This window comes from Kitasatospora sp. NPDC058162, assembly GCF_042884005.1.
Lineage (GTDB): Bacteria > Actinomycetota > Actinomycetes > Streptomycetales > Streptomycetaceae > Kitasatospora.
This window is the reverse complement of sequence record NZ_JBHVUS010000001.1, coordinates 16,564-42,054: the sequence shown is the minus strand read 5'-3', so window position 1 is coordinate 42,054 and position 25,491 is coordinate 16,564. Positions and strand designations below refer to the sequence as shown.

The window sequence follows — 25,491 nt, the reverse complement described above, 5'->3', positions numbered from 1 at the left end:
CGGAGGTCCGTCCGCGAAGAGTCGCTGACAGACCGTCAATTCACTTGAACCACGGCCCCCCGAAGCCGGAGCCAGGATACGGGCGCACGGCAGCGGCCGGGCGGGAGACGGCGGAACCCGCGCCCTCCGGCGGGGCCACCGTGCGCCCGGCGGGGTTCGGTCAACAGTGCTGCGGGGGAGCCGAGTTCGGCGCCGTGTCGCCGGCCGGATCGGGGGAGTCCCCGTCCAGCCTGGTGAGGGCGTCCCGCAGGGCGGCCCTGGTGGTGACGCCCAACTTGGGGAAGATGCGGTACAGGTGGGCGCCGACGGTCCGCGGCGACAGGCGGGTCTGCTCGCCGATCTCCTTGTTCGTCAGGCCGCCCGCGGCCAGGTCGGCGATGCGGCGCTCCTGCCAGGTCAGGGCGGCCGTGGTGCGCGTCGATGCCCGGCTCGGGATGCCGCTGACCCGCAGTTCGGCCCGGGCCCGCTGCGCCCAGGACGCCGCGCCGAGCCGCTCGAAGGCGTCGGCGGCCGGGGCGAGGAACTGCCGGGCCGCGGTGGCGCCCCGGGCCCGGCGGACCCGGCTGCCGTGCGCCAGGCGGATCCGGGCCAGTTCGAACGGGAAGTGCGCCGCGGCCGGGTGGGCGGCGGCGTGCGCGTAGGCTGCGGCGGCCTCCTCCCCGTCCTCGGCCGTCATGGCCAGGGCGCCGTGGGTGACCAGGTCCAGTCGGGGGGAGACGGCGGGCAGGCCCGCCTCCCGGGCGGCGAGCGCGTGCGCGCGGGCCTGCTCGGTGCGGCCGGAGTGGACGGCGGCCTCGACGAGGTCGAGCAGGGTGCGGGAGGCCTGGTGGGCGTAGGGCTGGAAGGTCCCCGGCGAGGTGATGCCGATGGCCTGGAGGTACGCGCCCTCGTAGTCGCCGTCACTCAGGGCGGCCGTGGTGCCGGCCGCGTCGGCGAGTTGGGTGAGGAAGCCGATCCCGCGCGGGCGGGCCCAGGCGTCGACCACTGCCTGGAGTTCGCGCGCGGTCGCCGTCTGCCCGCGCAGCGCGGCGAGTTGGGCAAGGTAGGCGCGGGTCTGCTGGGCGAACAGCTCGTGCCCGTGCTCCTCGGACCGCCGCAGGGCCCGCTGTCCGGTGCGCTCGGCGGCCTCCCACTCCCCGACGGCCAGCTGGTCCAGCATGATCAGGTGCAGCATCACCATGCCGGTGGACACCGCGCCGGTCTCCAGCTCGCGGGCGACGACGCGCTGGAGGTGCGGGCGGAGCGGGCTGAGGACGTCGAGGTGGTAGGCGGAGACGGCCAACCGGGCCACGTCCCAGGGGTCCTGGCCCGGCAGGTCGGCCGCGGCCCGCTCCACCGGCCCGGTCCAGCCGGCTCCGTGCCGGACGACGTCGCTCCAGGTGGCGCTGTAGATACGGGCCCGCTCGCTGACCCGGTCGCCGAGCCCGGCGAGCAGGTCGTGGGTGCGTTCCCACAGGGTCCGGTCCGCGGCGAACTGGCTGGTGGCGAGCAGCAGGGTGACCAGCCGGTCGAGCTCCTCGGGGTCGCACCCGGTCCTGGCAGCGGTCGGCCGCGCGACGGTCGGTCGTCCGACGGTCGGCCGCGCGACGGCCAGCCGCTCGATCGCGGCGGCGGTCTGCCGGTGGGTGGAGCGCACGTCGCCGTCGTGGTAGAGCCCCTGGTAGCCGGCGGCCAGGACGGCGGCCGGGGACCGGTGCGAGCCGGGGTCGGGGTCGGCCTGGACGAGCCGGCGGGCGTGGCCGAGGCGGGCGGCGTGTCCGGCGATGAACGCCGCGTCGCCGCGCCGGCGGGACCGGTCGGCCTGGTGCTCGCTCAGTTCGGCGGCGCGGGTCAGCCAGGTCACGGCGGTGAGCGCGCCGCCGCGCCGGGTCGCGGACTCGGCGGCGGCCTCCAGGACGGCGGCCACCTCCTCGTCCGGGTCCAGGGTGGCCTCGGCCAGGTGCGCGGCCCGGCGTTCGAGGTTCCCCCGGTGCAGCCGCGCCAGTGCCCGGTGGGCCTCGCGCCGCTGTTCGGGCGTTGCCAGCTGCACGACGCTGGAGCGCACCAGCGGGTGCCGGAAGGCGAATTCGCCGGTGGCCGGCTCGATCACCAGCAGGCCGCGGGCGACGGCCTCGTCGGCGTCGCGCATCCGGTACCGGCCCGCGGGCACCGCACCGTCGCGGGGTCCGGCCGCGACGCCGTCGAGGGCGCCCTTGAGCAACTCCGCCCGGACGGTGGCGTCCAGGCCGGCGATCCGGGTGCCGTAGAGGTGCTGGAGGCGACGGGACGGCGAGGCGCCGCGCAGGGCCCGCGGATCGGCCGGGGGCCGGTCCCCGTGGCGGCCGGTCGGGTGGGCGGGCAGTTCCAGCAGGGCGAGCGGGTTGCCCTGGGCCTGGCCCAGGACGACGCGGCGCAACTGCCGGTCCAGGGTCGGGTAGTGGCCGTCCAGCAGGAGGGCGGCGTCCTCGTCCGTGAGGGTGCCGATCGCCAGTTCGGGCAGTGCGGCGGTGTCGAAGGGGGAGGCGATGTCGGAGCGGACCGCGAGCAGCAACTTCAGCCGGCTGCCGGTCAGTCGGCGGCCGACGAACCCGCAGACCGCCGCGCTGGAGTCGTCCAGCCACTGGCCGTCGTCCAGGACCAGGAACAGCGGCTGTTCGACCGAGGCCGAGGAGAGCAGGCCGAGCACCGCGATGCCGAGGGTCATCAGCGACGGCGGCGTGCCGCCGGTTCCGGCGTGGCCGAAGACGGCGTCGAGGGCCGCGCGGGAGTTGTCCTCCAGCTCGGCGGTGTGCGGCAGCAGTGGGTAGAGGAGCTGGTGCAGCCCCGCGTACGGCAGCTCCGACTCCGCCTCGACCCCGGTGGCCCGGATCACCAACCGCCCCTCCTGGAGCGCCAGTTCGGCGGCGAAGTCGAGCAGGGTGCTCTTGCCGACCCCGGTCTCGCCCCGGAGGAGCAGGGTCCGGCCCTCCGCGGACCGGGCGAACGCGGCCAGGTGTTCGCGTTCGCCGTCCCGGCCGAGCATCGACACGGCTGATCCCACGGTCCAGTTCCCTCCCCATCGAACCTGCAGGCCGTCTTCAACGCTGTGTAGCCTTTTAGCTTTCAACTACCCGGTTGGTTGATTAGACCCGGACAAGGAACCGACTGTCAACCAACCGGTTAGTCGGTGCTGGGCTAAGGTCTGCGCATGCAACGCGACGCCGAAGCCACCAAGCAGAGACTCATCGCGGCCGGGCGGGCCGAATTCGCCGCCCACGGGCTCCACGGCGCCCGGGTGGACCGCATCGCCGAGGTCGCGCGGAGCAACAAGGCGCAGATCTACCACTACTTCAAGAGCAAGGTGGGCCTGTTCGAGGCGGTCTGGAACGCCGCGGTCGAACAGATCATCGGCAGCCTGCCGTTCGACGGAGACGACGACCTCCGCGAGTTCGCGGCCCGGCTCAGCGACATCTACGCCGAGCACCCGGAGATCCCCCGGCTGATCACCTGGCAGAACATGGAGCGCGGCAGTGTGCTGCCCAACGGCTACGCCGTCGACGACGTCCGCCGGCGCATTGCCGTGCTCACCGACGCCCAGGCCCGGGGCGTGGTGTCGGACCGGTTCGAGGCCCGGCTCCTGTTCGCCCTGATGCTCCACCTCGCCATGCTGTGGCCCGCCATCGCCCCCGAGGTGCTGACGGTGGTGGACGTCCACGACGCCGAGGAGCGCCGCGAGCTGGTCCGGCGGGTGGCCGCCTCGCTGCTGGACTGAGCCCGGCCACGGACCGGGTGCGGCGGGCCGGTTCGGACGTACGGAGTCATCCGACCGACCCCGCGTCCGACTCGGCACCGGCGATCGCAGTCGGATGACCGATGCCGTGCCGACGGCCCCCGCGGCACTGTGGAGCCGACGTCAAGGAGGCCCCGCCGGCGTCCGAACCGGTGTGGCACACCCACGAAAGGCGGCTCACCCATGTCCACCTCGAAGACGATTCGCCGCGGCTCGGCCGCCGCGGCGACCGCGGTCGCGGCCCTGATCACCCTCGGCGCCGGACCGGCCCAGGCCGCCGGCTGGCCGCCCCTGCAGCCGGGCGCTCACCTCTACCCGGGCACCACCGGGAGCGGTACCGCGACCACGGTCGACCTGGCCGACCTCGGCACCTGCCACACCCTCCCGACCCCCGTCCGCTCGGTCCAGGTCGCCACCGGCTCCACCTCCATGGTCCTCTACCCGGCCCCGGCCTGCACGGGCCCGGTCCCGTGGGCCACCGGCTCGCTCGCCCGGTCCAACACGCCCTGGCCGATGCTGAGTTACCGCGTCGTCCCGGCCTGACGCCAGCGGCGGCGACGCCGGACGCCGGCGCCGGGGTGCGAGCCGATCGGCTCACACCCCGGCGCTGGCATTTCCGGAGGGGGCAGAGCACCCGTGCCCGGGTCCGGAATCCCGACCGTACGGTTCCGGCCAACTGCGGTGCGGGCGACGGGGAGTTCTACGGCTCAGTTCGGGGGCGCCCGGGAGTCCCTTCTTGAACATGTCCCTGACAGGGCGAGGTGGCGGTGACGGACTGCCCGTGGGGGCGGGCCTTCCGCAGGGGGCCCGGCCGTTCGGTGAATCCGGCCAAGGTGTAGACCACCTGTTCCCTGGGGCCCGCCAGTCGCAGAGGATTCCAGTCTCCGCCCAGGCCTTCCGGCCGGGAGTGGAAGAGAGCGGACCCGCGTCCTGCCATGTCTCGGGTTCCGCCGGACGTCGACGGCGTTGGAGGGGCCTTGTCCGGAGGCGGCGGGGGAGCGCGGTTGTCCGCGTGGTCATGGCTGCGGTGGATCGTGACCGCGGTGGCGACGGTGCTGGTGGTCTCGCTGACCCAGGCGGGAGGCCTGCCACCGGCGCAGGCGTCCGCGCCTGCGTCCGCTGCACCGTCCACGCCCGTGTCCGCGGCATCGAGGACGGTACCGCGGGATCTGCCGATCCTCTCGGTCCCGTCGGCGTCACCGGCCGAGCAGAAGCCGCCGGCCGAACTGAGCCAGCCGGAGGCCGACTTCGCGCCCTTGGTGGCCGGCGAGCACCCGCGGCCCGACGCGCGCAGATCCGCGCGCGCCGCAGCCGCAGCCCCGGCGGCGCCGCAGACCAGCCCGGTCTCCCCGGTCGACGGTGCCGTGGTGGGTTCGGAGACTCCGGCGCTGCAGGTGGCCGCGGCCGGTGACGGCGTCCTGTACTGCTTCAAGATCTCCACCGGGTTCGACGGTCGTTCGGGCAGCGTGGTGGACTCCGGGTGCCTCGACCAGCCGCAGTGGACGGTCCCCAAGCACGTGTTGCACGACGGCGGCCGTTACACCTGGACGGCGGCCACCGCGATGTCCGGCGATACGACCGCGACGCCGCCGCAGTGGGTCGGGCACTTCACGGTCAACCAGCGGGTCGGCGACCCGGGACCGGCGCCGACCGACCACCTGGGCCCGGTGACGGTGAACCTGTTCAACGGCAACGCGCACGTCGAAGCCGCCGGGCCGGCCTTCCAGACCGTCGGCGGATCGGCCGGGGTGAACCTCGCCTACAACTCCCGGGAGGGCGCCCCGCACGGTGTCCGCACGTCGTACTTCAACGACTCCCGGCACGCGGGCACCCCGGACGCGATCCCCGTGATGGTGCGCGGCGAGTCACAGGTCAACCTGGACTGGGGCATCCCGTGGACCGGCAACCCGGACAACCTGCCGTGGCGTGACAACCCGATGCCGCCCGCCCTGGACAAGAACTGGTTCGTCGTGCGCTGGGAGGGCCAGTTCAAGGCCCCGGTCACCGGGGACTTCCGGTTCGCCGGCTCGCACGCGGACGGCGCTCGGATCTGGCTGGGCGACAAGCTGGTCTACGACAACCCCGGGCCCGCCGACCCCGGCGACGACTTCCTGCTGCCCGGCCCGCGTCAGGACCACGACACCGCGTTGAAGGCCGGCCAGCTGCTGCCGATCCGCGTCGAGCTGTACCACCACTCCGACCAGCGTCCGCGCATGGTGCTGTGGGCCAAGAGCAGCACCGGCACCGATGACCAGCGCAGCCACAACCTGACACCGAGGATCGTGCCGACGGAGTGGCTGTTCTCCTCGGACTCCCAGGCGCTCCCGGCGGGTTGGACCCTGTCGGCGCAGTCCAGCGGCTACAGCCATGCCGAGATGCTGGACGGCTCGGTGGTGCTCACCGACGGCGCCGGCGGCAAGCACACCTGGGCCAAGGTCTCCACGGGCGGCTACACGCCGCCGGTGGGTGAGGACGGCGTGCTCGCCTTCGACACCTCGGGCCGGATCACGCTCACCGAGGGCGACACCGTGTCGCTGTTCAACCCCGACGGCACGCTGGCGGCGGTGGAGTCGGTGCTGGACGGCAAGAAGCCGGCCGCACTGCAGTACGTCTACAGCGGGACGCCACCGCGGCTGACGCAGATCAAGGACCCGGTCTCCGGCCGGTCGCACCAGCTCTTCTACAACACCGATGGCACCGACGGCTGTTACGGCGGAGTGTCCCGTCCGCCGGGCTCCGACCCGGCACCGCCGCAGATGCTGTGCCGCATCCGCTACTGGGACGGCAGCGAGACCAGGCTCTGGTACCAGATGGGCACCCTGGCCCGGGTCGAGAACCCCGGCGCGGTTATGCAGGACTTCGACTACGTGGGCCGGGCCTCGGCCAAGCAGCGCTACGACGAGGCCGGGGACAACGAGGAGGAGAAGCAGAAGGCCCTGGACAGCATCGGGCCGCTGGCCACCCTCCGGGGCAGCCTGGCCTACGACTGGGTGGCGCACCAGGCCCCGTCCGCGGCGAACGGGTGCACCAACACCGGTGACATCGCCGCCGCTTGTACGGTGATCGGCTACGACTCGGTGACCGAACAGCCCCAGGAACCGCCCGCCCTGCGCGCGGTGCAGGTGCTGGCGCCGGCCCCGGACGGCCGCTCCGGCGACAAGCGCGCCGAGCACTTCTACCAGTACTACCTCGAACGCAAGCAGGCCACCGTGGCCCTGGCCGGGGTGTACGACTCCACCCGCTCCCGCACCGTGACCTACGACGACGCCGGACGCACGCTGGTCACCACCGACTTCACCGGCGCCAGCATCGCCGCGGAGTGGAACACGAAGGACCAGGCCACCGCAGCCGTCGACAGCGCCGGCCGACGCTCCACCACGGTCTACGACCACGCCGACCGCCCGGTCGACAAGTACGGGCCCGCCCCGGCGGCCTGCTTCACCGGCCAGACCCCGACACCCGCGTGCGCGGCGAAGATGCCGCACACCCACACCACCTATGACGAGGGCTTGGTGGGGCTGTCGGCCGCCTTCTACGACAACCCGGAGCTGGCGGGTGTCCCGACGCTGTTCTCCACCGGGGTCGGCGCCGCCGACGGGGCGCTGTCACGGTCCTGGGGAGCGAGCCCGCCGGTGGCGAACACCGGTGGCTGGTCCGGGCGTTTCACCGGTGAGCTGCAGTTCCCGGCCGCCGGGGAGTACGGCCTCGGGTTCACCGCGGTCGACGGAGTCCGCCTGTGGGTCGACGACGTCCTGACCGTCGACAGCTGGGGCGACAAGGCCTCCGCCACGGTCGCCGGAAAGTACGTCAACACCACGGCCGGCAGCCGGCACCGCGTCCGTGTCGACTACTACAACCGCTCCGGCACGACCGGCGCACTGGCCTTCACCTGGACCCCGCCCGGCGGCGGCGCCCCGGCCCCGGTGCCCGGGACGAACCTCGCGCCCCGGTACGGGTGGGCGACGGGCACGGTCACCGAAGACACCTCCGGGGGCGACCAGGAACGGGCGCCGTCCAAGCGCAGCTTGAGCAGTTACTCCGACCCGGCGGCGGGGATCGACCCGGTGTACGGGCTCATCGTGTCCCGGACGGCTGATCCCGACGGACTGGGCCTGACCGCCCGTACCACCTACGAGCGGCCGGGCGAACACTACCTGCGTCGACTCACCACGGCCATGCCGGCCGGTGAACTCGCCGACCCCGACAAGCGTGCCACGACCACGTACTACGGGGACACCGAGACCCGCGCCAATCCCTGTGACCCCAACGCCCCGGCCGCCAACCAGGGCGGGATGGCCAGGACAGCCGTCGGAGCCAAGCCGGCGAACGGCCCGGCGCTCACCGGTGAGACGGTCTACGACGAGACGGGTCGGGTCGTCGCCGAACGCGTCAACGACGAGGCGTGGGCGTGCACCGGCTACGACGCACGCGGACGGATGGTGAAGAAGAGCGTTCCGGCCTACGGCGCCCAGCCGGCGCGCACCGTCGTGGTCGACTGGGCGGTCGGCGGTGACCCGCTGACCTCGAAGGTGACCGACGAGAACGGCTCGATCACCACGGTGATCGACCTGCTGGGCCAGGAGGTCGGCTACACCGACGCCAACGGCGCCACCTCCACGTCCGTCTACGACCAGGTCGGGCGTCTGATCACCGACACCGCCACCGTCAAGGGCGTGGCCAGCACCGTGGTGTACGCCTGGAACGACGCCAACCAGTTGACCAACGTCAAGGTGGACGGGACCACCGTCGCCACCCCTTCCTATGACGCAGCCACCGAACTGGCCGGAGTCGCCTACGGCAACGGATCCCGCCTGGACTCGCTGGCGCGCAACGGCTCGGGCAAACCGACGGCGCTGACGTGGAAGACCGCCGCGTCCACCGTGGTCGACACCGTCACCCGCTCCCGCGACAACCGCATCACCGACGACGCGGTGACCGAGGACGGTCGGAACACCGCGACCTACTCCTACACCTACGACCCGGTCGGCCGGCTCGTCGCCGCGACCGTCCCGCACCACCGGCTCACCTACCGGTTCGACCCGGTCAACGGTTGCGGAACGGCCAAGGCAGCCGGATCGAACTCCAACCGCACCAGGTCCACCGACAGTTTCGACGGCGCCCCGCCGGTTGCCACCGACTACTGCTACGACGGCGCCGACCGGCTGGCCTCCACCAGCGGCGGCCTGACACTGGCCGTCAGCTACGACACCCACGGCGACACGGTCAAGCTCGGGGGCGACACCCTGGCCTACGACTCCTCCAAGCGGCACATCAGCACGACCGCCGCCGACGGGACGACGATCGCCTACACCCGCGACCCGGCCGACCGGCTGACGGCCCGCACGGTGACCGGCAGCCCGAACGGCGCGGCGAACGGGACCACCCGCTACTCCTACACGTCCAAGCACGACGACGCGGACCTCGTCCTGGACCAGGACGGCCGACTGCTGCAGCGCATCGTGGCACTGCCCGGCGGGGTGCTGCTGACCAAGAACTACGACAAGGCCGCCACCACCAACTGGTCCTACCCCGACATCCACGGCGACGTCCTGTTCACCGCTGACGGCACCGCCGCCCGCACCGGTGCCCTGCATCTGTACGACCCGTTCGGGCAGAACATCGATCCCGTGACCGGCGCGTTCGCCGACATTCCGGTCCCGGCCACCGCGGCCGGCGGCATGGACTTCGGCTGGTTGGGCCAGCACGAGCGGCCGGTGGAGCATCTGGCCGGCCGGCAGGCCATCGAGATGGGCGCTCGCGTGTACCTGCCGGTGCTGGGCCGCTTCCTCCAGGTGGACCCGGTGCCGGGTGGATCGGCCAACGACTACGACTACGTCAACGCCGATCCGGTCAACGGGCTGGACCTGGCCGGGACGTTCTCCTGGAAGTCGGTGGTGCACGTGGCGACCACCGCGGCCGAAGTGGTGGCCTACGTACCCGGCCCGGTCGGAACAGTCGCCTCCGGGGTGGCCGTGGCCGGGCAGCTGGCGCAGGGCAACAAGAAGGCCGCCGCCGAGGACGCACTCGGCATGATTCCCGGCGGAAAGCTGGCGGGCGCCGTCGCCAAGACCGCCGCCAAGGAGGCCTCGACCCTCGGAAAGGCCGCCGAGGCCGTCGAGAAGGCCTGCAACTCCTTCACGCCCGACACCCTGGTCGTGCTCGCGGACGGCACCACCGAACCCATCGGCGCCATCCACGAGGGCGACCGAGTCCTGGCCACCGACCCCGCCACCGGTCACACCGAGGCCGAACCCGTTGCGGAGGTCATCACCGGTCACGGCACCAAGCACCTGATCGACATCGGTGTCGAGGGACCACGACCGGCGACGATCACTGTCACGGCCGGCCACCCGATCTGGGTCCAGGGCCACGGCTGGACCGAAGCCGGGGACATCAGGACGGGTGACCTCGTCCGTGGCGAGTCCGACTCCGCAGCCGTGCGGGTCACCGCCGTCCACGACCGCGGCGAGGTCGCCGACCAGACCGTCCACAACCTCAGCGTCAGCCGCATCCACACGTACTACGTCGAGGTCGGGTCGGTCCGGTTCCTGGTGCACAACGACTCGTGCGGCCGCCCGTACATGGATTTCACCCGGGCCGGCAAGCGGGATGTCGTCGCGCTCAACGCCGAGAAGTACAACGGGATCAACCTCTGCGAATGGTGCGGCCGGGAAGTCACCAAGCCGCAGAAGTCGCAGCGCGGGGTCACCCCTTCCAACGACGAGTGGCAGGTCGACCACATGGAGCCGAAGTCCCAGGGGGGCTCCGGGACCGCTGACAACGGCCAGTTGCTCTGCCGCTGGTGCAACCGGTGGAAAGGGGACAAGTGACAACTTCCGGTACACCGTCCCACGTTGGGCAGCCGGGCCTCCGCTGAGTGCACGACGGAAGAAGCAGGCCGGTGACCACAGCGGAACGCGGTCCAAGCCCCGGCCGTCTGTCGTTCGACCAGGACACACCTCATGAAAGGACCACACACGTGGCCAGAACCGGAGTCAGGAAGAGAAGATCGTTGTGGCGGGTGGTGACCGTCATCGCCGCGATGCTGGGCGCAGCCGTGGGGGTCGGCGCTGCTCCGGCCACCGCCGCGCCCCCAGCGGACATGACCCCGATGGCGCTGATCCAGCTGACGTTCACCAACGTCAGTAACGGAACACTGCTGGACGTCCAGGACGGCAACTACGACGACAACGCGGCCATTTCCGTCAGCCAGGCGCCTGGGTCCGCCACGACGTGGCGCATCAACACGGGCAGCAGCTTCGGCTCGGGGTTCGCCATCGTCAACACCACCACCGGCAAGTGCATGGACCTGACCACCGCCCGCTACCAACTGCGGCAGCAGCCCTGTGACGGGCGGGCGACCGAGCAGTGGTACTTCCAACCGATCTCCGGATCGGCGCAGAAGGCGTTCAGGATCCGCCAGGTCGGCGACAACTCCTGCCTGACCGTCCAGATACCTCCCGCCAGCGACAGCTGGGCGTACACCTACCGCTGCGACAACACGCCGTACCAGCAGTGGACGCTGCCCACCGAGGTCTACCAGACGGCGTGGAACACCGCCGTGGACTACGCGGCCGCCCGGTGCAACAAGGACACCGCGACCTGCTCGTGGTCCACGAGCAGTCAGACACCGCCGTTCACGCTGCCGGAGGCGTGCGTCTCGCCGATCTGGTTCAACGACACCTCGACTACGATCCCGTGGGAGTTCTCGCTGAGCACCACCACGGGGTGGAGCAACATGATCGGCTTCAAACTGGGGGGAACCCTGCAGGTCGGTGGCGACATCGGTCTCGCGAAGGTTCAGCTCCAAATCATCGGCGAGATCAACGGCTCGACCACGGTGGACCTCAAGCAGGAGTTGGGCAGCAAGCTGACCGTGAGCGTGCCCCCGCGCCAGTACGGCTGGGTCACGTTGTCCGAACTGGCCACCAAGGCCACCGGAACCTGGACGTTCGACACCCAGGGCTTCCCGTGGACCGCCGACGACACCATCACCGTGCCCCTCAAGTACGACACCAAGGGCGGCGCGAGCATCTACAGCGCACGGACCAGGCCCACGTTCACCAACTGCGCGGGAACCGCGTAGCAGCGCCCGGTCGGTCCTGGACGCGGCGGCCCGGTCGAGCCGGGGGCCGTCGCGTCCAGGCCGGCCGGTCAGACGGACCAGAAGGGATCGTCGTAGCGGGGGAGGACGTCGAGGTTGCCGTTGGCCGTGACGGGCTCGGGGGTGGGGATGCCGAAGGGGTCGCGGTCGCGGATCACCGGGATGGGGCCGACCGAGGCGGTGAAGGTGATGTTGCCGGGGGCGCCGAAGGTGATGGCGATCTCGGAGCCGTCCGGGGTGGAGGCGAAGATGGCGGGCTGCCGAGGGTTGACCGCGGTGATGGTGTAGCCCTTGGCCTGCCAGCTGCGTTCGACCACGCCCAGCAGGGCGCCGTACTTGGCCCGGGTCACCTTGGTCATGATGTAGCGGTCACGGGCGGCGGTGGCGTAGCCGAGGGACTCCTCGTAGTAGCCCTCCGCGGACTGTTCGGTGGAGCGGGGCCAGCCGTCCCAGTACAGCAGCGGCGGGCGGATGCCGGACATGGAGTCGTCGAGCAGGGCGTTGAGCTGCTGGACGGCCTGTTCAGGGGTCATGGGGGCCTTCAGTTCGACCAGAAGGGGTCGTCGTACTTGGGGACGTCGTCCGGGTTGCCGTTGGACATGGTCGGAACGGGGGTGGGGGTTCCGAAGGGGCCGTGGACCACCGGGACGGGGGAGACGTGCGCCGTGATCTCGATGAGCCCGGAGGGGTAGAAGGTGATCCCGACGCCCGCGCCGTCCGGGGCACTGGCGACGCTGCCGGGCGGGTTGGCGGCGCTCCGGGTGACGGTGTACCCCTTGGCCTTCCAGCCGCGTTCGATCATGTCCAGCAGGGTGCCGTACTTGGCCGGCGCGATCCTGGTCATGATGTGGCGTCGGCGGTCGGCGTCCGCGTAGTTGAGGGAGTGCTCGTCGAGGCCCTTGGAGTACTGCTCGACCGCGTCGGGGTTGTCGTCCCAGTAGCGCAGCGCCGGCTGGACGTCGGCCAGCGACTCGTTGAGCAGGGCGTCCATCCGCTGGAGGGCCTGGTCGGCCGGTACGAGCTGCTTGGGCGCCCCGGTGCCGGATGCCCCGCCGCCGGACGCGCCGGTGCCGGCCGAGCACGCGGTCAGGGCGAGCGCCAGCGCGGCGACCGCGGTGCCCAGGCCCAGTCGGCGGGTGCCCCGCCGCGACCCGCTCATCGGCCCTCCTGCTTCGTCACGTTGTCGTACTTGCCCGCCACGATCTGGCCGATGTTGTTGATCGACTCCAGCTCCGCCTTCTTGGCGGGGTCCTTCGAGACGTCCATGTTGGGATCCTCCATGTAGTTCGAGTGGGAGTCGAAGGAGAGCGGCGCTCCGTCCGCGACGGCGAACCGGTTGGCGCCGAAGTCCTTGGCGGCCGGGTCCTTCCCGAAATAGAGGTCGTTGGTGTCGCCGAAGTCGTCGTAGAGCTCGTTGGCGACCTTGCCACCGGTCCAGGCGCCCAGCGGTCCGGCGATGTACCCCCCGATGGCCGCCCCCGAGCCGTCGGCCGCGACCCGCTCCTTCGCGGGCAGGTGGCTCACCGGGTCGTTCTGGGCGTCGCCGACCCAGACGTGCTTCGGGTCGATGTGGAGCTGCGAGGCCTTGTCCGCCCCGGTGCCGGGGCTGCCGACCAGGATGATGTCGTCGGCGCCGGTGCCGCCGCCCTGCCCCGCCGCCATGCCCACCGTGGTCGAGCCGTAGCTGTGGCCGAGGGCGACGAGGTGCGCCGGGGCGCCTTCGTGGCTGGCGCGCAGGCCGCTCATGAACTTGTCGTAGTTCTCGCCGCCCTTCTGGGCGCGGTCGGGGAGCATCACCTCGAGGACCTTGGGGTCGCCGTCCAGCGGGCCCGGCGGGGGGTCGTACCCCAGCCAGACCATGGAGGCGGTCTCCGCGGTCGGGTCGGCGTTGTGGGCGGCCTGCCACACGTTGCGGGCGCGGTCGGCGTCCTTGCCGCCGACGTCGGAGAGCTTGGTACCGAGCCCGGGCACGTACGCGCTGACGTTCTTCGCGGTGTCCGGGTTGCCCCAGGATAGGCAGCCCCGCCCCTGGCCCTCGTCGCTGACGGCCATCAGGAAGGCGGGTGGCGGCTCCTTGGTCTTCGCCTGGTCGAGCTTGGTCTTGATGGCGCGGAAGCCCGCCAGCTTCTGCTTGTCGGCGTCCGAGGGGTTGGGCTTGTTCTCGTACTCCTTGGTCAGCCGGTCCAGGTTGAGCAGGTTGGCCTGGTTGCGGGCGACCGCGGGGATGCCGTCGCGGTTGCCGAGCAGGTCCGGATGGGCCTGGATCAGGCGCTGCTGCTCGTCCGGGGTGAGGCCCTTCCACCAGGAGTTGACCTCGGTGGGCTGGGCGTCCTTGGGCGGGAAGCCGGCGTCGAGCAGGTCCTTGCCCAGTTGGCCGACGTTCTTCTGGTCGGCGGCGGCGTTGTCGAGGTTGAGGCCGGCGCCGGTCTTGGCGCGCGCGGTCAGGTCGTCGAGCGCCTTGGAGATCTTCTGGTCGGCGGTGTCCGCCTCGCTGATCGCTTGGGCTATCCGGTCCGAGACGGCCTTCGCCTTCTGCGGCGTGTCGTAGTCCGGGTCGTGGCGTTCGGCCGCGCTCGGGGCCGGCCAGGTGACCTTCCCGTCCTCGGCCACCGTGAGGCCCAGGGTCTTCGCGTCCGCGAGTGCCTGCTGCAGCTTGGACTGCGCCAGCCAGAAGCTCTCCGAGGCCTCGCGCAGCAGACCCGACATGCAGGACAGCTCGGTGTGGGCCGCGTCGAGGCGGGTACTGGTCGTCTCCATCGCCTGGTTGGCCACGCCGGCGGCGTTGCCCACCCACCGGCCGTCGAAGAGGTGCTTGAGGACCTGGGTGTTCAGGTCGTCGGCGTGCTTCTTGAAGTTGTTGGAGAGCGTGTCGTAGGCGGTCGCCGCGGTGTCCAGGGGATCCATGTGGGCGTCGCGCAGCTGGGCGAGGTCGACCATCAGCTCGCCTTGGGGGAGTACGGGCCGTACGGGCCGGTTCCGACGCCGTTCAGGCCGTTCGCCCCGTTGTGGTCGGCGTTGCGGTAGTTGGTCGCGGTCGCCGAGAACTTCGTGCTGATGCCGTCGACCTCGGTGCCCAGCTTGCGCAGGCACTCCTCCCAGGCTGCCGAGCAGGCCTTCAAGGAGGCCGCGGTCCGCCAGCCGGCGAGCCCGGCGACCGCGTCGTCGGAGGGCTGGTAGATGTGCTTCAGCTCCTCCGGCATGGCCTGGCCGACGTTGTGGGCGAGGGTCGACGCCGCGTCCAGGTCGGCCGGGTTGACTCCGAAGGACGGGCCCGGCACGGCCGGCGGGGCGTAAGGACCCGCCGGGCCGTAGATGCCGCCGGGGCTGTATATGCCCGGGCCGTCGGCGCTCGCGTACGCGTTGATGGTTTCCCCCTGTGGTCGATCAAGCGATCGGTGCCGGGGCCAGGACACGTACAACAGCAGGTCACACGCCTCGCACACAGGCACCAAGGTCGAAAAAGTAGCAGATCGCGATTCCGCTTCCGATCACCGGTGCCGGGTGCGGTGGCCGACGCCGCCCCTCGGAGTTCGGGATCGTCCCGGGGGAGGACGGCGGGGTGCGGGCGGGGCGTCCGGGCGCTGTCCCTACGGGCTGAACGCTCCCTGTACCAACGAGCCCGAAGCGGCATCGACTTGGTACGAGGCCGGCCTCGCGCCGGGGCCCGCGCCGGGGCTCAGAACGACTGTGACAGCCCAGCACGGTCGCCATTCACCGTCGACCTGCGCGAGCTGGGGCTCCGGCACAGGAACCGGGCCCGCGCCCCGGACGCGGGGTGCGGGCCCGGGACCAGGCTGCCATGTTCAGTACGCGTGGACGGGCGGAGTCCGGGAGCTCTTCGGCTCAGGCCGTCGGCAGCGGCTGCGGGGCCGTGGGGCCGGTGTAGCGGGCGGCCGGGCGGATGATCTTGGGGTCGGCGGCCTGCTCCAGGATGTTGGCGCTCCAGCCGATCGCCCGGGCCGCGGCGAAGGTGGGGGTGAACATCTCCCTCGGCAGGCCGCAGAGGTGCATCACCACGCCGGCGTAGAACTCGACGTTGGTGTGCAGTTCGCGGCCCGGCTTCAGCTCGGCCAGGATCGCCTCGACCCGGGCCTCCACCTGGACGGCGAGGTCGACCAGCTCGCCGCCGAAGGACTTCGCGACGCCGCGCAGCATGCGGGAGCGGGGGTCCTCGGTGCGGTAGACGGCGTGGCCGAAGCCCATGATCCGGTCGCCGGCGAGTACGTGCTCGCGGATCCAGCCGTCGATCCGCTCCGGGGTGCCGATCGCGTCCAGGGTGTCGAGTGCCCGGCTGGGCGCGCCGCCGTGCAGCGGCCCGGAGAGCGCGCCGAGACCGCCGACCAGGCAGGCGACCAGGTCGGCCCCGGTGGAGGCGATCACCCGGGCGGTGAAGGTGGAGGCGTTGAAGCCGTGGTCCACCGTGGAGATCAGGTACTGCTCGACCGCCCGGGCCTTGGTCGGCTCGGGCTCCTCGCCGGTCAGCATGTAGAGGTAGTTGGCCGCGTAGCCGAGGTCGTCGCGCGGTTCTATCGGCTGCTCGCCCTGCTGCAGCCGGTGGAGCGCGGTCAGGACGGTGGGTACCAGCGCGGTGGCGAACAGCGCGTCCTCGATCCGCTGCTCGGGTGCGGTGTCGTAGAGCGGACGGACGCCGCGGTCGGCGCCGGCGATCGAGAGCGCGGCGCCCAGGGCGGCGAGCGGGCCGCCGTTCACGGTGCTCGCGGCGAGCGCGGGCAGGAGCGGGCGCAGCGCGTCGGGCAGGCGGCGCAGCGGGGTGGTGCGGGCGAGGAAGTCGGCGCGGCCGGGCGCGTCCGGCAGCTCGCCGAGGAGCATCAGGTGCCAGACGTCCTCCAGGGTGCGCTGCTCGGCGAGGTCGATCGCCGAGTACTGGCGGTAGCGGTAGAAGCCCTCCAGTCCGCGGACGTCGCCGAGTTCGGTCTCGGTGACCACGACGCCCTTGAGGCCGCGGGGGACCTCGATCTCGGTGGTGCTCGGCATGGCAGTGGCCTTTCTCGTGGATCTCTCCGGCTGCGGCTGCGGCTCCGGTTGCGTGCTGCTGGCTTTCGGTTTCCGGCTGCCGGCGACGTTCTTCACTCTCCGACTGTTGATCCATGTTGTCAACGTTGATTGAAATCAATGTGTAATACTGAGGTCCATCAAGACGCGGAGGCACCACAGGCGGAGGCGTCACAGGAGGATGAGGGCGGACGATGGCCGAACGCTTGACCACCCAGCAGGTCGCCGAGCAGCTCGGCGTGAAGGTGGAGACGGTGTACGCCTACGCCAGCCGCGGGCAGCTCAGCAGCGAGCGCGCCCCGGGGGGCAAGGGCAGCACCTTCGACGCCCGGGAGGTCGCCGAGCTGGCCGCCCGCGGCCGTCGCACCCCCGTACGACCGGCGGCGGGCGAGCCGTCGGGCGGCGGGGCGGGGTGGGCGAGCGAACCGGTCAGGGTCCGGACCGGACTGACCCTGATCGAGCACGGCCGGCTCTACTACCGCGGCCGCGACGGCGTCGAACTGGCCGCCCGGCACGGCTTCGAGGCCGCGATCGGCTGGCTCTGGGGGCTGGGCACCGAGGCCCCGGTGGAGCTGCGGGTACCGCCGGCCACCGCCGAGGCGCTGGCCCGTACCGCCGCCACGCTGCCCGACGGGACCAGGCTGCCCGACCGGCTCCGGATCTCGGCCACCGTCGCCGCCGCGCTCGACCCGCTGCGCTTCGACCTGCGCGAGCAGACCGTCCGGGCCGCCGGGGCGGCCCTGATCGCCGGGATGGTGGAGGCGCTGCCGCGCACCGCGCCCGACCCCGGGCCCGACGCCCCGCTGGCCGCGCGGTTGTGGAGCCGGCTGGCCACCGCCGCCCCCACGCCCGAGGCGCTGACCTGCCTGGACCGGGCCCTGGTGCTGCTGATCGACCACGAGCTGGCGGTCTCCACCGTGGCGGCGCGGCTGGCGGCCTCGGCGCGGGCGGATCCGTACGCGGTGGTCTCCGCCGGACTCGGCGCCACCGACGGCCCGCTGCACGGCGCGGCCAGCCCGCTGGCACACCGGATGCTCGCCGAGGTGCTGGCCGACGGCGCGGTGCCGGTGGTCTCCGACTACCTGCGCACCGGCCGACCGATCCCGGGGCTCGGCCACCGGCTCTATCCGGACGGCGACCCCCGGGCGGTCGCGCTGCTCGACGCGGTCCGTCAACTCGACGGCGGCGCAGCCGTGGTGACGGCGGTCTCCGACGTGGAGGCGGCCGCCGGCCCGGCCGGGCGGCCGGCCCAGCGGGCCAACATCGACCTGGCGTTGGCCGCCATGGCACTGGCCGCCGGGATGCCGGCGGAGTCCGGCGAGGTGGTCTTCGCCGTGGCCCGCACCCCGGGCTGGCTGGCCCACGCGATGGAGGAGTACCGCGAGGAGCCCCTACGGATGCGGGCCCGGGCCACCTACACCGGGCCGCGCCCGCGCGGCGACGAGGCCGATCCGCCCTCCGGCGCGGGTGGCGGGCCGTCCTCACCGAACTGAGCGGACGAGTGGAGGGGTCGGCCAGGTGGGCGGCCCCTCCACTCGTCTGTCACTCAACAGGGTGAGAGCGTGGCCCGCCGACCGGTCGGCCAGGGTGTCCGGTGACCCCCCCGGGGGGGCTCAGGCCAGGAAGCCCCGGAGCAGGGAGGCCGTCGCGGCGAGGTGTTCCTCGGTGGCGCGGCGGGCGGCGGCGCCGTCGCCGTCGAGGATGGCCCGGACCATGGCGCGGTGCTGCTCGGCGGCGTGTTCGATGTTGCGGTCGAGCATGGGGATCGCGTTCAGCAGGTCGTTGAGGCGCATCCTGGCCTCGGCGATGGCCGCGGCGAGGGCGGGGGAGCCGGTGAGTTCGCCGATGGCGAGGTGGAAGCGCGAGTCCAGCTGGCGGTACTGCTCCGCCGGGGCGGCGTCCAGCTCGGTCAGCCGGTCCACCAGGTGAGCGCGCTGTTCGGGGGAGAGGGTGCGCCGGGCGGCGGCCTCGGCGGCGCCGACCTCCAGGACCTGCCGGTAGGTCAGCGCGTCCTCGAGCGCACCGCCGAGGTCGCGGGCGGCGCGGCGCAGGTCGGCGACGTCCGGTTCGGGCATCCGGTAGGTGACGAAGGTGCCGCCGTAGCGGCCGCGGCGGGGCTCGACGCAGTCGGCCTGCTGGAGCGTGCGGAGCGCCTCGCGCAGGGTCTCGCGGCTGACGCCGAGCCGGGCGGCGAGGTCGCGTTCGGCGGGCAGCCGGTCGCCGGGGCCGAAGACGCCGAGCTTGATCGCCTGGAGCAGCCGTTCGACGGTCTCCTCGAAGGCGTTGCCGGTTCGGATCGGGCGGAATATCGCCCCGGCCTCCCAGTCGAGCAGCGCCTGCTCACGTGTTACGTCCACGTCCACGCCGGAATCGTACCTGCGATCGGATCTCCCGCACTCGTTCGCGTCCCGCTCTTGACGTGGCCACCGTCCAGCCGGAACGATGCTGCTCACCCACCCAATGGTCTGACTTTAGACCATTGAAGAGCCGTTCGACCGTCGAAGCCGCCGGGGGAGTGCGCCACGCCGTCGTGGCCGCGCGCACCCCGGCACACCCTCAACCCCCAGGGGTGCCCATGACCGACGCACGCTCACCCGACCACCCTGGCCCCGCCGTGTTTCCGGTGGACTCCTCCCCCGTTTCCGCCGACGAACAACGCCTCCGCGAGCTCGGCTACACCCAGGAGCTGGCCCGCTCGATGTCGGGCTTCTCCAACTTCGCCGTCTCCTTCTCCATCGTCTCGATCCTGTCCGGCTGCCTGACCCTCTACGGGACGGGGATGAAGACCGGCGGCCCGGCCCTGATCATCTGGGGCTGGCCGGTGGTCGGCCTGCTGACGCTCTGCGTCGGCCTCGCGATGGCCGAGATCTGCTCCAGCTACCCGACGGCCGGCGGGCTGTACTACTGGTCCGCCAAGCTGACCCGCAGCCGGAGCAGCGGCCCGGCCTGGAGCTGGTTCACCGGCTGGTTCAACTTCCTCGGCCAGGTCGCGGTGACCGCCAGCGTCGACTACGGCGCCGCCTTCTTCACCAACGCGTTCCTCGAACTCCGCTTCGGCGTCGCGGCCACCCCCGCGCACACCATGGAGATCTTCGCGGTCATCCTGGTGGCGCACGGCCTGCTCAACACCTTCGGGGTGCGCCTGGTCGCCGTCCTCAACAGCGTCTCCGTGTGGTGGCACCTGGTGGGCGTCGCGATCATCGTCGGCGCGCTCGCGCTGCTCCCCGAGCGGCACGCCTCCGTCTCCTTCGTCCTCACCGAGTTCGTCAACCGCACCGGCTTCCACAGCCAGTTCTACGTCGCGATGCTCGGCCTGCTGATGGCCCAGTACACGCTCACCGGCTACGACGCCTCCGCGCACATGACCGAGGAGACCCAGGACGCCGCCCGCTCCGGCCCGCGCGGCATCGTCAACGCCATCACCGTCTCCCTGGTGGCGGGCTGGATCCTGCTGCTCGGCATCACCTTCGCGATCCGTGACTACGACGGCGCGCTCAAGAGCGACACCCAGGTCCCGCCCGCGCAGATCTTCATCGACGCGATCGGCTCCGGCGGCGCCCAGTTCCTGCTGCTCATCGTCATCGGCGCCCAGTTCTTCTGCGGGATGGCCTCCGTCACCGCCAACTCCCGCATGATCTACGCCTTCTCCCGCGACGGCGCACTGCCCGGCTCCCGCCTCTGGCACCGCATCTCCCCGCGCACCCAGACCCCGACCAACGCGGTCTGGCTGGCCACCGGCGGCGCGCTGCTGCTCGGACTGCCCGCGCTCTGGAACAACACCGCCTACACGGCGGTGACCTCGATCTCCGTCATCGGCCTCTACATCTCCTACGTCATCCCGGTGTACCTGCGGCTGCGCCAGGGCGAGGACTTCCCGCGCGGGCCGTGGCACCTGGGGCGCTGGAGCCGGCCGATCGGCGTGGTCGCCGTCGCCTGGACAGCGGTGATCACCGTCCTGTTCATGCTGCCCACCGCCAGCCCGATCACCGTCGACACCTTCAACTACACCCCGGTCGCCGTGGCCGTCGTGGTCGGCTTCGCCGGCGTGTGGTGGCTGGCCTCGGCCCGGCACTGGTTCACCGGGCCGCACGTCGGCGCCGCGCCGTCCTCGCTGACCGAGCCGTCCGCACTGTCCGCGCCGACCGTACTGTCTGCGCCGACCGCACCGCCCACGCCCGACGCCCTGGACACCGAACAGGAGACCCGATGACCACCCCCCGGCTCACCCTCGACGAGCTGCGCACCCGCGTCGCCGACGGGTCCGTGGACACCGTCGTGCTCGCCATGACCGACATGCAGGGCCGCCTCCAGGGCAAACGCGTCGCCGCCGAGTACTTCCTCGACGACGTCGTCCCCGGCGCCGCGGAGGGCTGCGGCTACCTGCTGGCCGTCGACGTCGACATGAACACCGTCGACGGGTACGAGGTCTCCTCCTGGGAGAACGGCTACGGCGACCTGACGCTGCGCCCCGACCTCGCCACCCTGCGGTCCGTCCCCTGGCATCCCGCCACCGTCATGGTCCAGTGCGACGTCGTCCAGCACGACGGCACCCCGGTCGCCGTCTCCCCGCGCCAGGTCCTCCAGCGCCAGCTCGACCGGCTGGCCGGCTACGGCTGGCAGGCCCAGGCCGCCACCGAGCTGGAGTTCATCGTCTTCCGGGACAGCTACGAACAGGCCTGGGACAAGGACTACACCCGGCTCACCCCGGCCAACCAGTACAACGTCGACTACTCCATCCTCGGCACCGGCCGCATCGAGCCCCTGCTGCGCCGCCTGCGCAACGGCATGGCCGGCGCCGGCCTCACCGTCGAGTCGGCGAAGGGCGAGTGCAACCTCGGCCAGCACGAGATCGCCTTCAAGTACGCCGACGCCCTCACCACCTGCGACAACCACGCCGTCTACAAGACCGGCGCCAAGGAGATCGCCGCCCAGGAGGGCTGCAGCCTCACGTTCATGGCGAAGTACGACGAACGCGAGGGCAACTCCTGCCACATCCACCTGAGCCTGCGTGACGAGCAGGGCGCCCCGGTGTTCGCCGGGGACCGTCCGTACGGCTTCTCCCGCACCATGGAGCACTTCCTGGCCGGCCAGCTCGCCTGCCTCGCCGACTTCGCCCTGCTGTTCGCCCCCACCGTCAACTCCTACAAGCGCTACGTCCCCGGCAGCTTCGCGCCCACCGCCATCGCCTGGGGCCGGGACAACCGCACCTGCGCGCTGCGCGTCGTCGGCCACGGCCCATCGCTGCGCTTCGAGAACCGCGTGCCCGGCGGCGACGTCAACCCGTACCTCGCGGTCGCCGCCCTGATCGCGGCCGGACTGCACGGCGTCGAGCAACAGCTCGAACTCCAGCCGGAGTTCACCGGCAACGCCTACGCCTCCGACGCGCCCCGGGTGCCCGCCACCCTGCGCGACGCGGTCGACGCCTTCGAGCGCAGCGCCGTCGCCACCGAGGCCTTCGGCAAGGACGTCGTCCGGCACTACACCCACGCCGGGCGCACCGAACTCGCCTCCTACCAGCGGGCGGTGACCGACTGGGAGCGGCGCCGCGGATTCGAGCGGCTGTGACCCGCGTGACCAAGGGAACCCACATGACCGACATGACCGACGTGACGGACGTGACCGACGTGACGGACGTGACGGAGGTGACCGACGTGACCCGCGAAGAAGGCCGACGGCCCCTCATCGGCATCAGCAGCTACCAGGAGGACGCCGCCTGGTCCGTCTGGAACCAGTGCGCCTCCCTGGTGCCCCAGACGTACGTCGACGCCGTCGTCCGCGCCGGCGGCACCCCGGTGCTGCTGCCGCCGCAGCCCGGCGGGGCCGGCCACCTGCTCGACGCCCTGGACGGACTCGTCCTCGCCGGCGGATCGGACATCGACCCGGCCCGCTACGCGGCGGCCCCCGACCCGCGCACCGGCCCGCCGCAGCGCGGCCGCGACGACTGGGAGAGCCGGCTGCTCGGCGCCGCCCTCGCCCGGGACCTGCCGGTGCTCGGCGTCTGCCGCGGCATGCAGTTGCTCAACGTCGCACTCGGCGGCAGCCTGGTCCAGCACCTGCCCGACGGCAGCCACCAGACCGTCCCCGCCCGCTTCGTCCGCCACCGGGTCGGCCTGGCGGACGGCAGCCGGCTCGCCGCCGTCCTGGGGCCCGCCACCGAGGTCTCCTGCTATCACCACCAGGCCGTCGACCGGATCGGCACCGGCCTGCGGGCCACCGCGCACAGCGCCGACGGCACCGTCGAGGCGCTCGAACTGACCGGCCACCGCTTTGCGTTGGGCGTCCAGTGGCACCCGGAGACCGACCCCGACGACGACCGCCTGTTCCACGCGCTCATCACCGCCAGCCGGACCGACAGTCATACCGCCAGCCAGGCCACCAGCCATCCCGTCAGCCGGACCACCAGCCGGACCGCTACCCAGAGGGAGACCACCCGATGACCGAACCGGACCTCTTCGAGGTCGTCAACCCCGCCACCGAGGAGGTGATCACCACCGTCGAACTGGCCGGCCTCGCCGAGACCGACGCCGCCGTCGCCCGCGCCCGCGCCGCCTTCGACACCTGGCGCCGGGTGGCCCCCGCCGACCGCGCCCGGCTGCTGCGCGCCTTCGCCGCCGCCGTCGACGCCGACCGCGAGCACCTCGCCGCCCTGGAGGTCGCCAACGCCGGCCACACCATCGGCAACGCCCGCTGGGAGGCGGGCAACGCGCGGGACGTCATCGAGTACTACGCCGCCGCCCCCGAGCGGCTGTTCGGCCGGCAGATCCCCGTCGCCGGCGGCATCGACGTCACCTTCCAGGAGCCGATCGGGGTCGTCGGGGTCATCGTGCCCTGGAACTTCCCGATGCCGATCGCCGCCTGGGCCCTCGCCCCGGCGCTCGCCGCCGGCAACACCGTCATCGTCAAACCGGCCGAGCTCACCCCGCTCACCGCCCTGCGCCTCGGCGAACTCGCCCTGGAAGCCGGGATCCCCGAGGGGGTGCTGCAGATCCTGCCCGGCCGCGGCCCGGTCGTCGGACAACGCTTCGTCACCCACCCCGACGTGCGCAAGGTCGTCTTCACCGGCTCGACGAGGGTCGGCAAGGAGATCATGGCGGGCTGCGCCGCCCAGGTGAAGCCCGTCACCCTCGAACTCGGCGGCAAGAGCGCCAACATCGTCTTCGCCGACGCCGACCTCGCCAAGGCCGCCGCGACCGCGCCCTACGCCGTCTTCGACAACGCCGGCCAGGACTGCTGCGCCCGCTCCCGGATCCTCGTCGAGGCCTCCGCGTTCGACGACTTCATGGCGCTCCTGGAACCGGCCGTGCGCGGCGTGCGGGTCGGCGACCCGACCGACGAGAAGACCGAGATGGGCCCGCTGATCTCCGCCGCCCACCGTGATCGGGTCTCCTCGTACGTCCCGGACGGCTCGGCCGTCGCCTTCCGCGGCAGCGCCCCCGACGGGCCCGGCTTCTGGTACCCGCCGACCGTCCTCGCGCCCGTGCGGCACGACGACCGCGCCTTCACCGAGGAGGTCTTCGGCCCGGTCGTCGCCGTCGTCCCGTTCCGCGACGAGGAGGACGCGCTGCGCATCGCCAACGCCACCGAGTACGGCCTGTCCGGCTCCATCTGGACCAGGGACCTCGGCCGCGCGCTGCGCGTCTCGCGCGGCGTCGAGGCCGGCAACCTCTCCGTCAACTCGCACTCCTCGGTGCGCTACACCACGCCGTTCGGCGGCTTCAAGCAGTCCGGCCTGGGCCGCGAGCTCGGCCCGGACGCCCTCGACGCCTTCACCCAGACCAAGAACGTCTTCATCTCCACGGAGGAATGATCAGCATGACCCAGCGACTCGACGGCCGCGTGGCCGTCATCACCGGCGCCGGCAGCGGCATCGGCCTGGCGACCGCCCGCCGCTTCGCCGCCGAGGGCGCGAAGGTGGTCTGCGTCGACCTCGACCCCGAGACCGGCGCCAAGGCCGCGAACGAGGTCGGCGGCCTGTTCATCCAGGCCGACGTCACCGACGAGGCCGCCGTGCGCGACCTCTTCCAGCGGGCCGTCGACGAGTACGGCCGCCTCGACATCACCTTCAACAACGCGGGTATCTCGCCGCCGGACGACGACTCCATCCTCACCACCGGCCTGGAGGCCTGGAAGCGCGTCCAGGAGGTCAATCTCACCAGCGTCTACCTGTGCTGCAAGTACGCGATCCCGCACATGCAGCGCCAGGGCAAGGGCTCGATCATCAACACGGCGTCGTTCGTCGCCGTGATGGGCGCGGCCACCTCGCAGATCTCGTACAGCGCCTCCAAGGGCGGCGTGCTGGCCATGTCCCGCGAGCTGGGCGTGCAGTTCGCCCGCGAGGGCATCCGCGTCAACGCCCTCTGCCCCGGCCCGGTGAACACCCCGCTGCTGCAGGAACTGTTCGCCAAGGACCCGGAGCGGGCCGCCCGCCGTCTGGTCCACATCCCGCTGGGCCGGTTCGCCGAGCCCGAGGAGATCGCCGCCGCGGTGGCCTTCCTCGCCTCCGACGACTCCTCGTTCATGACCGCCAACACCTTCCTCGTCGACGGCGGCATCTCCGGCGCCTACGTGACCCCGCAGTAGCCGCGACGGCCGGACCCCTGAGTTCGGACTCCAGACCCCGGATTCC

General features: G+C 72.2%; 18 protein-coding genes. 11 read left to right on the top strand and 7 right to left on the bottom strand.

Going from position 1 to position 25,491, the window contains the following annotated elements:
- Window positions 1-160: 160 nt before the first annotated feature.
- Window positions 161-3,001, bottom strand: a complete 2,841-nt coding sequence (locus ACFVXG_RS00150) for an AAA family ATPase (RefSeq protein WP_387923832.1) — start codon at window positions 2,999-3,001, stop codon at window positions 161-163.
- A gap of 165 nt (window positions 3,002-3,166) precedes the next feature.
- Here ACFVXG_RS00150 and ACFVXG_RS00145 point away from each other — a divergent pair, with 165 nt between their 5' ends.
- From ACFVXG_RS00145 to ACFVXG_RS00130, 4 genes are all read left to right on the top strand, one after another.
- Window positions 3,167-3,730, top strand: coding sequence for a TetR/AcrR family transcriptional regulator (locus ACFVXG_RS00145; RefSeq protein ID WP_387922751.1), 564 nt, complete (start codon window positions 3,167-3,169; stop codon window positions 3,728-3,730).
- Window positions 3,731-3,931: 201 nt separating this feature from the next.
- Window positions 3,932-4,291 (top strand): hypothetical protein, encoded by a 360-nt coding sequence (locus ACFVXG_RS00140; RefSeq protein WP_387922749.1) that lies wholly within the window; start codon window positions 3,932-3,934, stop codon window positions 4,289-4,291.
- 593 nt (window positions 4,292-4,884) lie between these two features.
- Window positions 4,885-10,578 (top strand): PA14 domain-containing protein, encoded by a 5,694-nt coding sequence (locus tag ACFVXG_RS00135; RefSeq protein WP_387922747.1) that lies wholly within the window; start codon window positions 4,885-4,887, stop codon window positions 10,576-10,578.
- Between the two features lie 191 nt (window positions 10,579-10,769).
- Window positions 10,770-11,834: an RICIN domain-containing protein gene (locus ACFVXG_RS00130; protein ID WP_387922745.1), complete on the top strand. Its 1,065-nt coding sequence runs from the start codon at window positions 10,770-10,772 to the stop codon at window positions 11,832-11,834.
- Window positions 11,835-11,902: 68 nt separating this feature from the next.
- Here ACFVXG_RS00130 and ACFVXG_RS00125 read toward each other — a convergent pair whose 3' ends face one another.
- From ACFVXG_RS00125 to ACFVXG_RS00105, 5 genes are all read right to left on the bottom strand, one after another.
- The gene (locus tag ACFVXG_RS00125; RefSeq protein WP_387922743.1) at window positions 11,903-12,385 is read right to left on the bottom strand and encodes a hypothetical protein; all 483 of its coding nucleotides are present in this window, start codon (window positions 12,383-12,385) and stop codon (window positions 11,903-11,905) included.
- An 8-nt stretch (window positions 12,386-12,393) separates the two neighbouring features.
- Complete coding sequence (locus tag ACFVXG_RS00120) at window positions 12,394-13,011, bottom strand: hypothetical protein (RefSeq protein ID WP_387922742.1); 618 nt, start codon at window positions 13,009-13,011, stop codon at window positions 12,394-12,396.
- A complete protein-coding gene (locus ACFVXG_RS00115) occupies window positions 13,008-14,789 on the bottom strand; it encodes an alpha/beta hydrolase (RefSeq protein ID WP_387922740.1) in 1,782 nt (593 codons plus the stop codon). The genes ACFVXG_RS00120 and ACFVXG_RS00115 overlap by 4 nt, the downstream gene beginning before the upstream one ends.
- Complete coding sequence (locus ACFVXG_RS00110) at window positions 14,789-15,130, bottom strand: type VII secretion target (protein WP_387922739.1); 342 nt, start codon at window positions 15,128-15,130, stop codon at window positions 14,789-14,791. Before ACFVXG_RS00110 ends, ACFVXG_RS00115 begins: the two co-directional genes overlap by 1 nt.
- 565 nt (window positions 15,131-15,695) lie before the next feature.
- Window positions 15,696-16,847: a citrate/2-methylcitrate synthase gene (locus tag ACFVXG_RS00105; RefSeq protein WP_387922737.1), complete on the bottom strand. Its 1,152-nt coding sequence runs from the start codon at window positions 16,845-16,847 to the stop codon at window positions 15,696-15,698.
- Between ACFVXG_RS00105 and ACFVXG_RS00100 the strand changes: the two genes are divergently transcribed.
- Window positions 16,846-16,980 (top strand): hypothetical protein, encoded by a 135-nt coding sequence (locus tag ACFVXG_RS00100; RefSeq protein ID WP_387922735.1) that lies wholly within the window; start codon window positions 16,846-16,848, stop codon window positions 16,978-16,980. The two genes, ACFVXG_RS00105 and ACFVXG_RS00100, sit on opposite strands and share 2 nt — an antisense overlap.
- Before the next feature lie 79 nt (window positions 16,981-17,059).
- The gene (locus tag ACFVXG_RS00095; protein ID WP_387922734.1) at window positions 17,060-18,358 is read left to right on the top strand and encodes a citrate synthase; all 1,299 of its coding nucleotides are present in this window, start codon (window positions 17,060-17,062) and stop codon (window positions 18,356-18,358) included.
- 120 nt (window positions 18,359-18,478) lie between these two features.
- Here the strand turns inward: ACFVXG_RS00095 and ACFVXG_RS00090 are convergent, their stop codons facing one another.
- On the bottom strand, window positions 18,479-19,228 hold the full coding sequence (locus ACFVXG_RS00090; RefSeq protein WP_387922732.1) for a FadR/GntR family transcriptional regulator: 750 nt from the start codon (window positions 19,226-19,228) through the stop codon (window positions 18,479-18,481).
- Between the two features lie 212 nt (window positions 19,229-19,440).
- Here ACFVXG_RS00090 and ACFVXG_RS00085 point away from each other — a divergent pair, with 212 nt between their 5' ends.
- From ACFVXG_RS00085 to ACFVXG_RS00065, 5 genes are read left to right on the top strand one after another with little or no spacing between them, the layout of a single operon-like run.
- The gene (locus ACFVXG_RS00085) at window positions 19,441-21,075 is read left to right on the top strand and encodes an amino acid permease (protein WP_387922731.1); all 1,635 of its coding nucleotides are present in this window, start codon (window positions 19,441-19,443) and stop codon (window positions 21,073-21,075) included.
- Window positions 21,072-22,430: a glutamine synthetase family protein gene (locus tag ACFVXG_RS00080; RefSeq protein WP_387922729.1), complete on the top strand. Its 1,359-nt coding sequence runs from the start codon at window positions 21,072-21,074 to the stop codon at window positions 22,428-22,430. Before ACFVXG_RS00085 ends, ACFVXG_RS00080 begins: the two co-directional genes overlap by 4 nt.
- A gap of 23 nt (window positions 22,431-22,453) precedes the next feature.
- Complete coding sequence (locus ACFVXG_RS00075) at window positions 22,454-23,302, top strand: gamma-glutamyl-gamma-aminobutyrate hydrolase family protein (protein WP_387922727.1); 849 nt, start codon at window positions 22,454-22,456, stop codon at window positions 23,300-23,302.
- Window positions 23,299-24,672 (top strand): aldehyde dehydrogenase family protein, encoded by a 1,374-nt coding sequence (locus ACFVXG_RS00070; RefSeq protein ID WP_387922725.1) that lies wholly within the window; start codon window positions 23,299-23,301, stop codon window positions 24,670-24,672. Before ACFVXG_RS00075 ends, ACFVXG_RS00070 begins: the two co-directional genes overlap by 4 nt.
- A 5-nt stretch (window positions 24,673-24,677) precedes the next feature.
- Complete coding sequence (locus ACFVXG_RS00065) at window positions 24,678-25,445, top strand: 3-oxoacyl-ACP reductase (RefSeq protein WP_030557237.1); 768 nt, start codon at window positions 24,678-24,680, stop codon at window positions 25,443-25,445.
- Window positions 25,446-25,491: the final 46 nt, after the last annotated feature.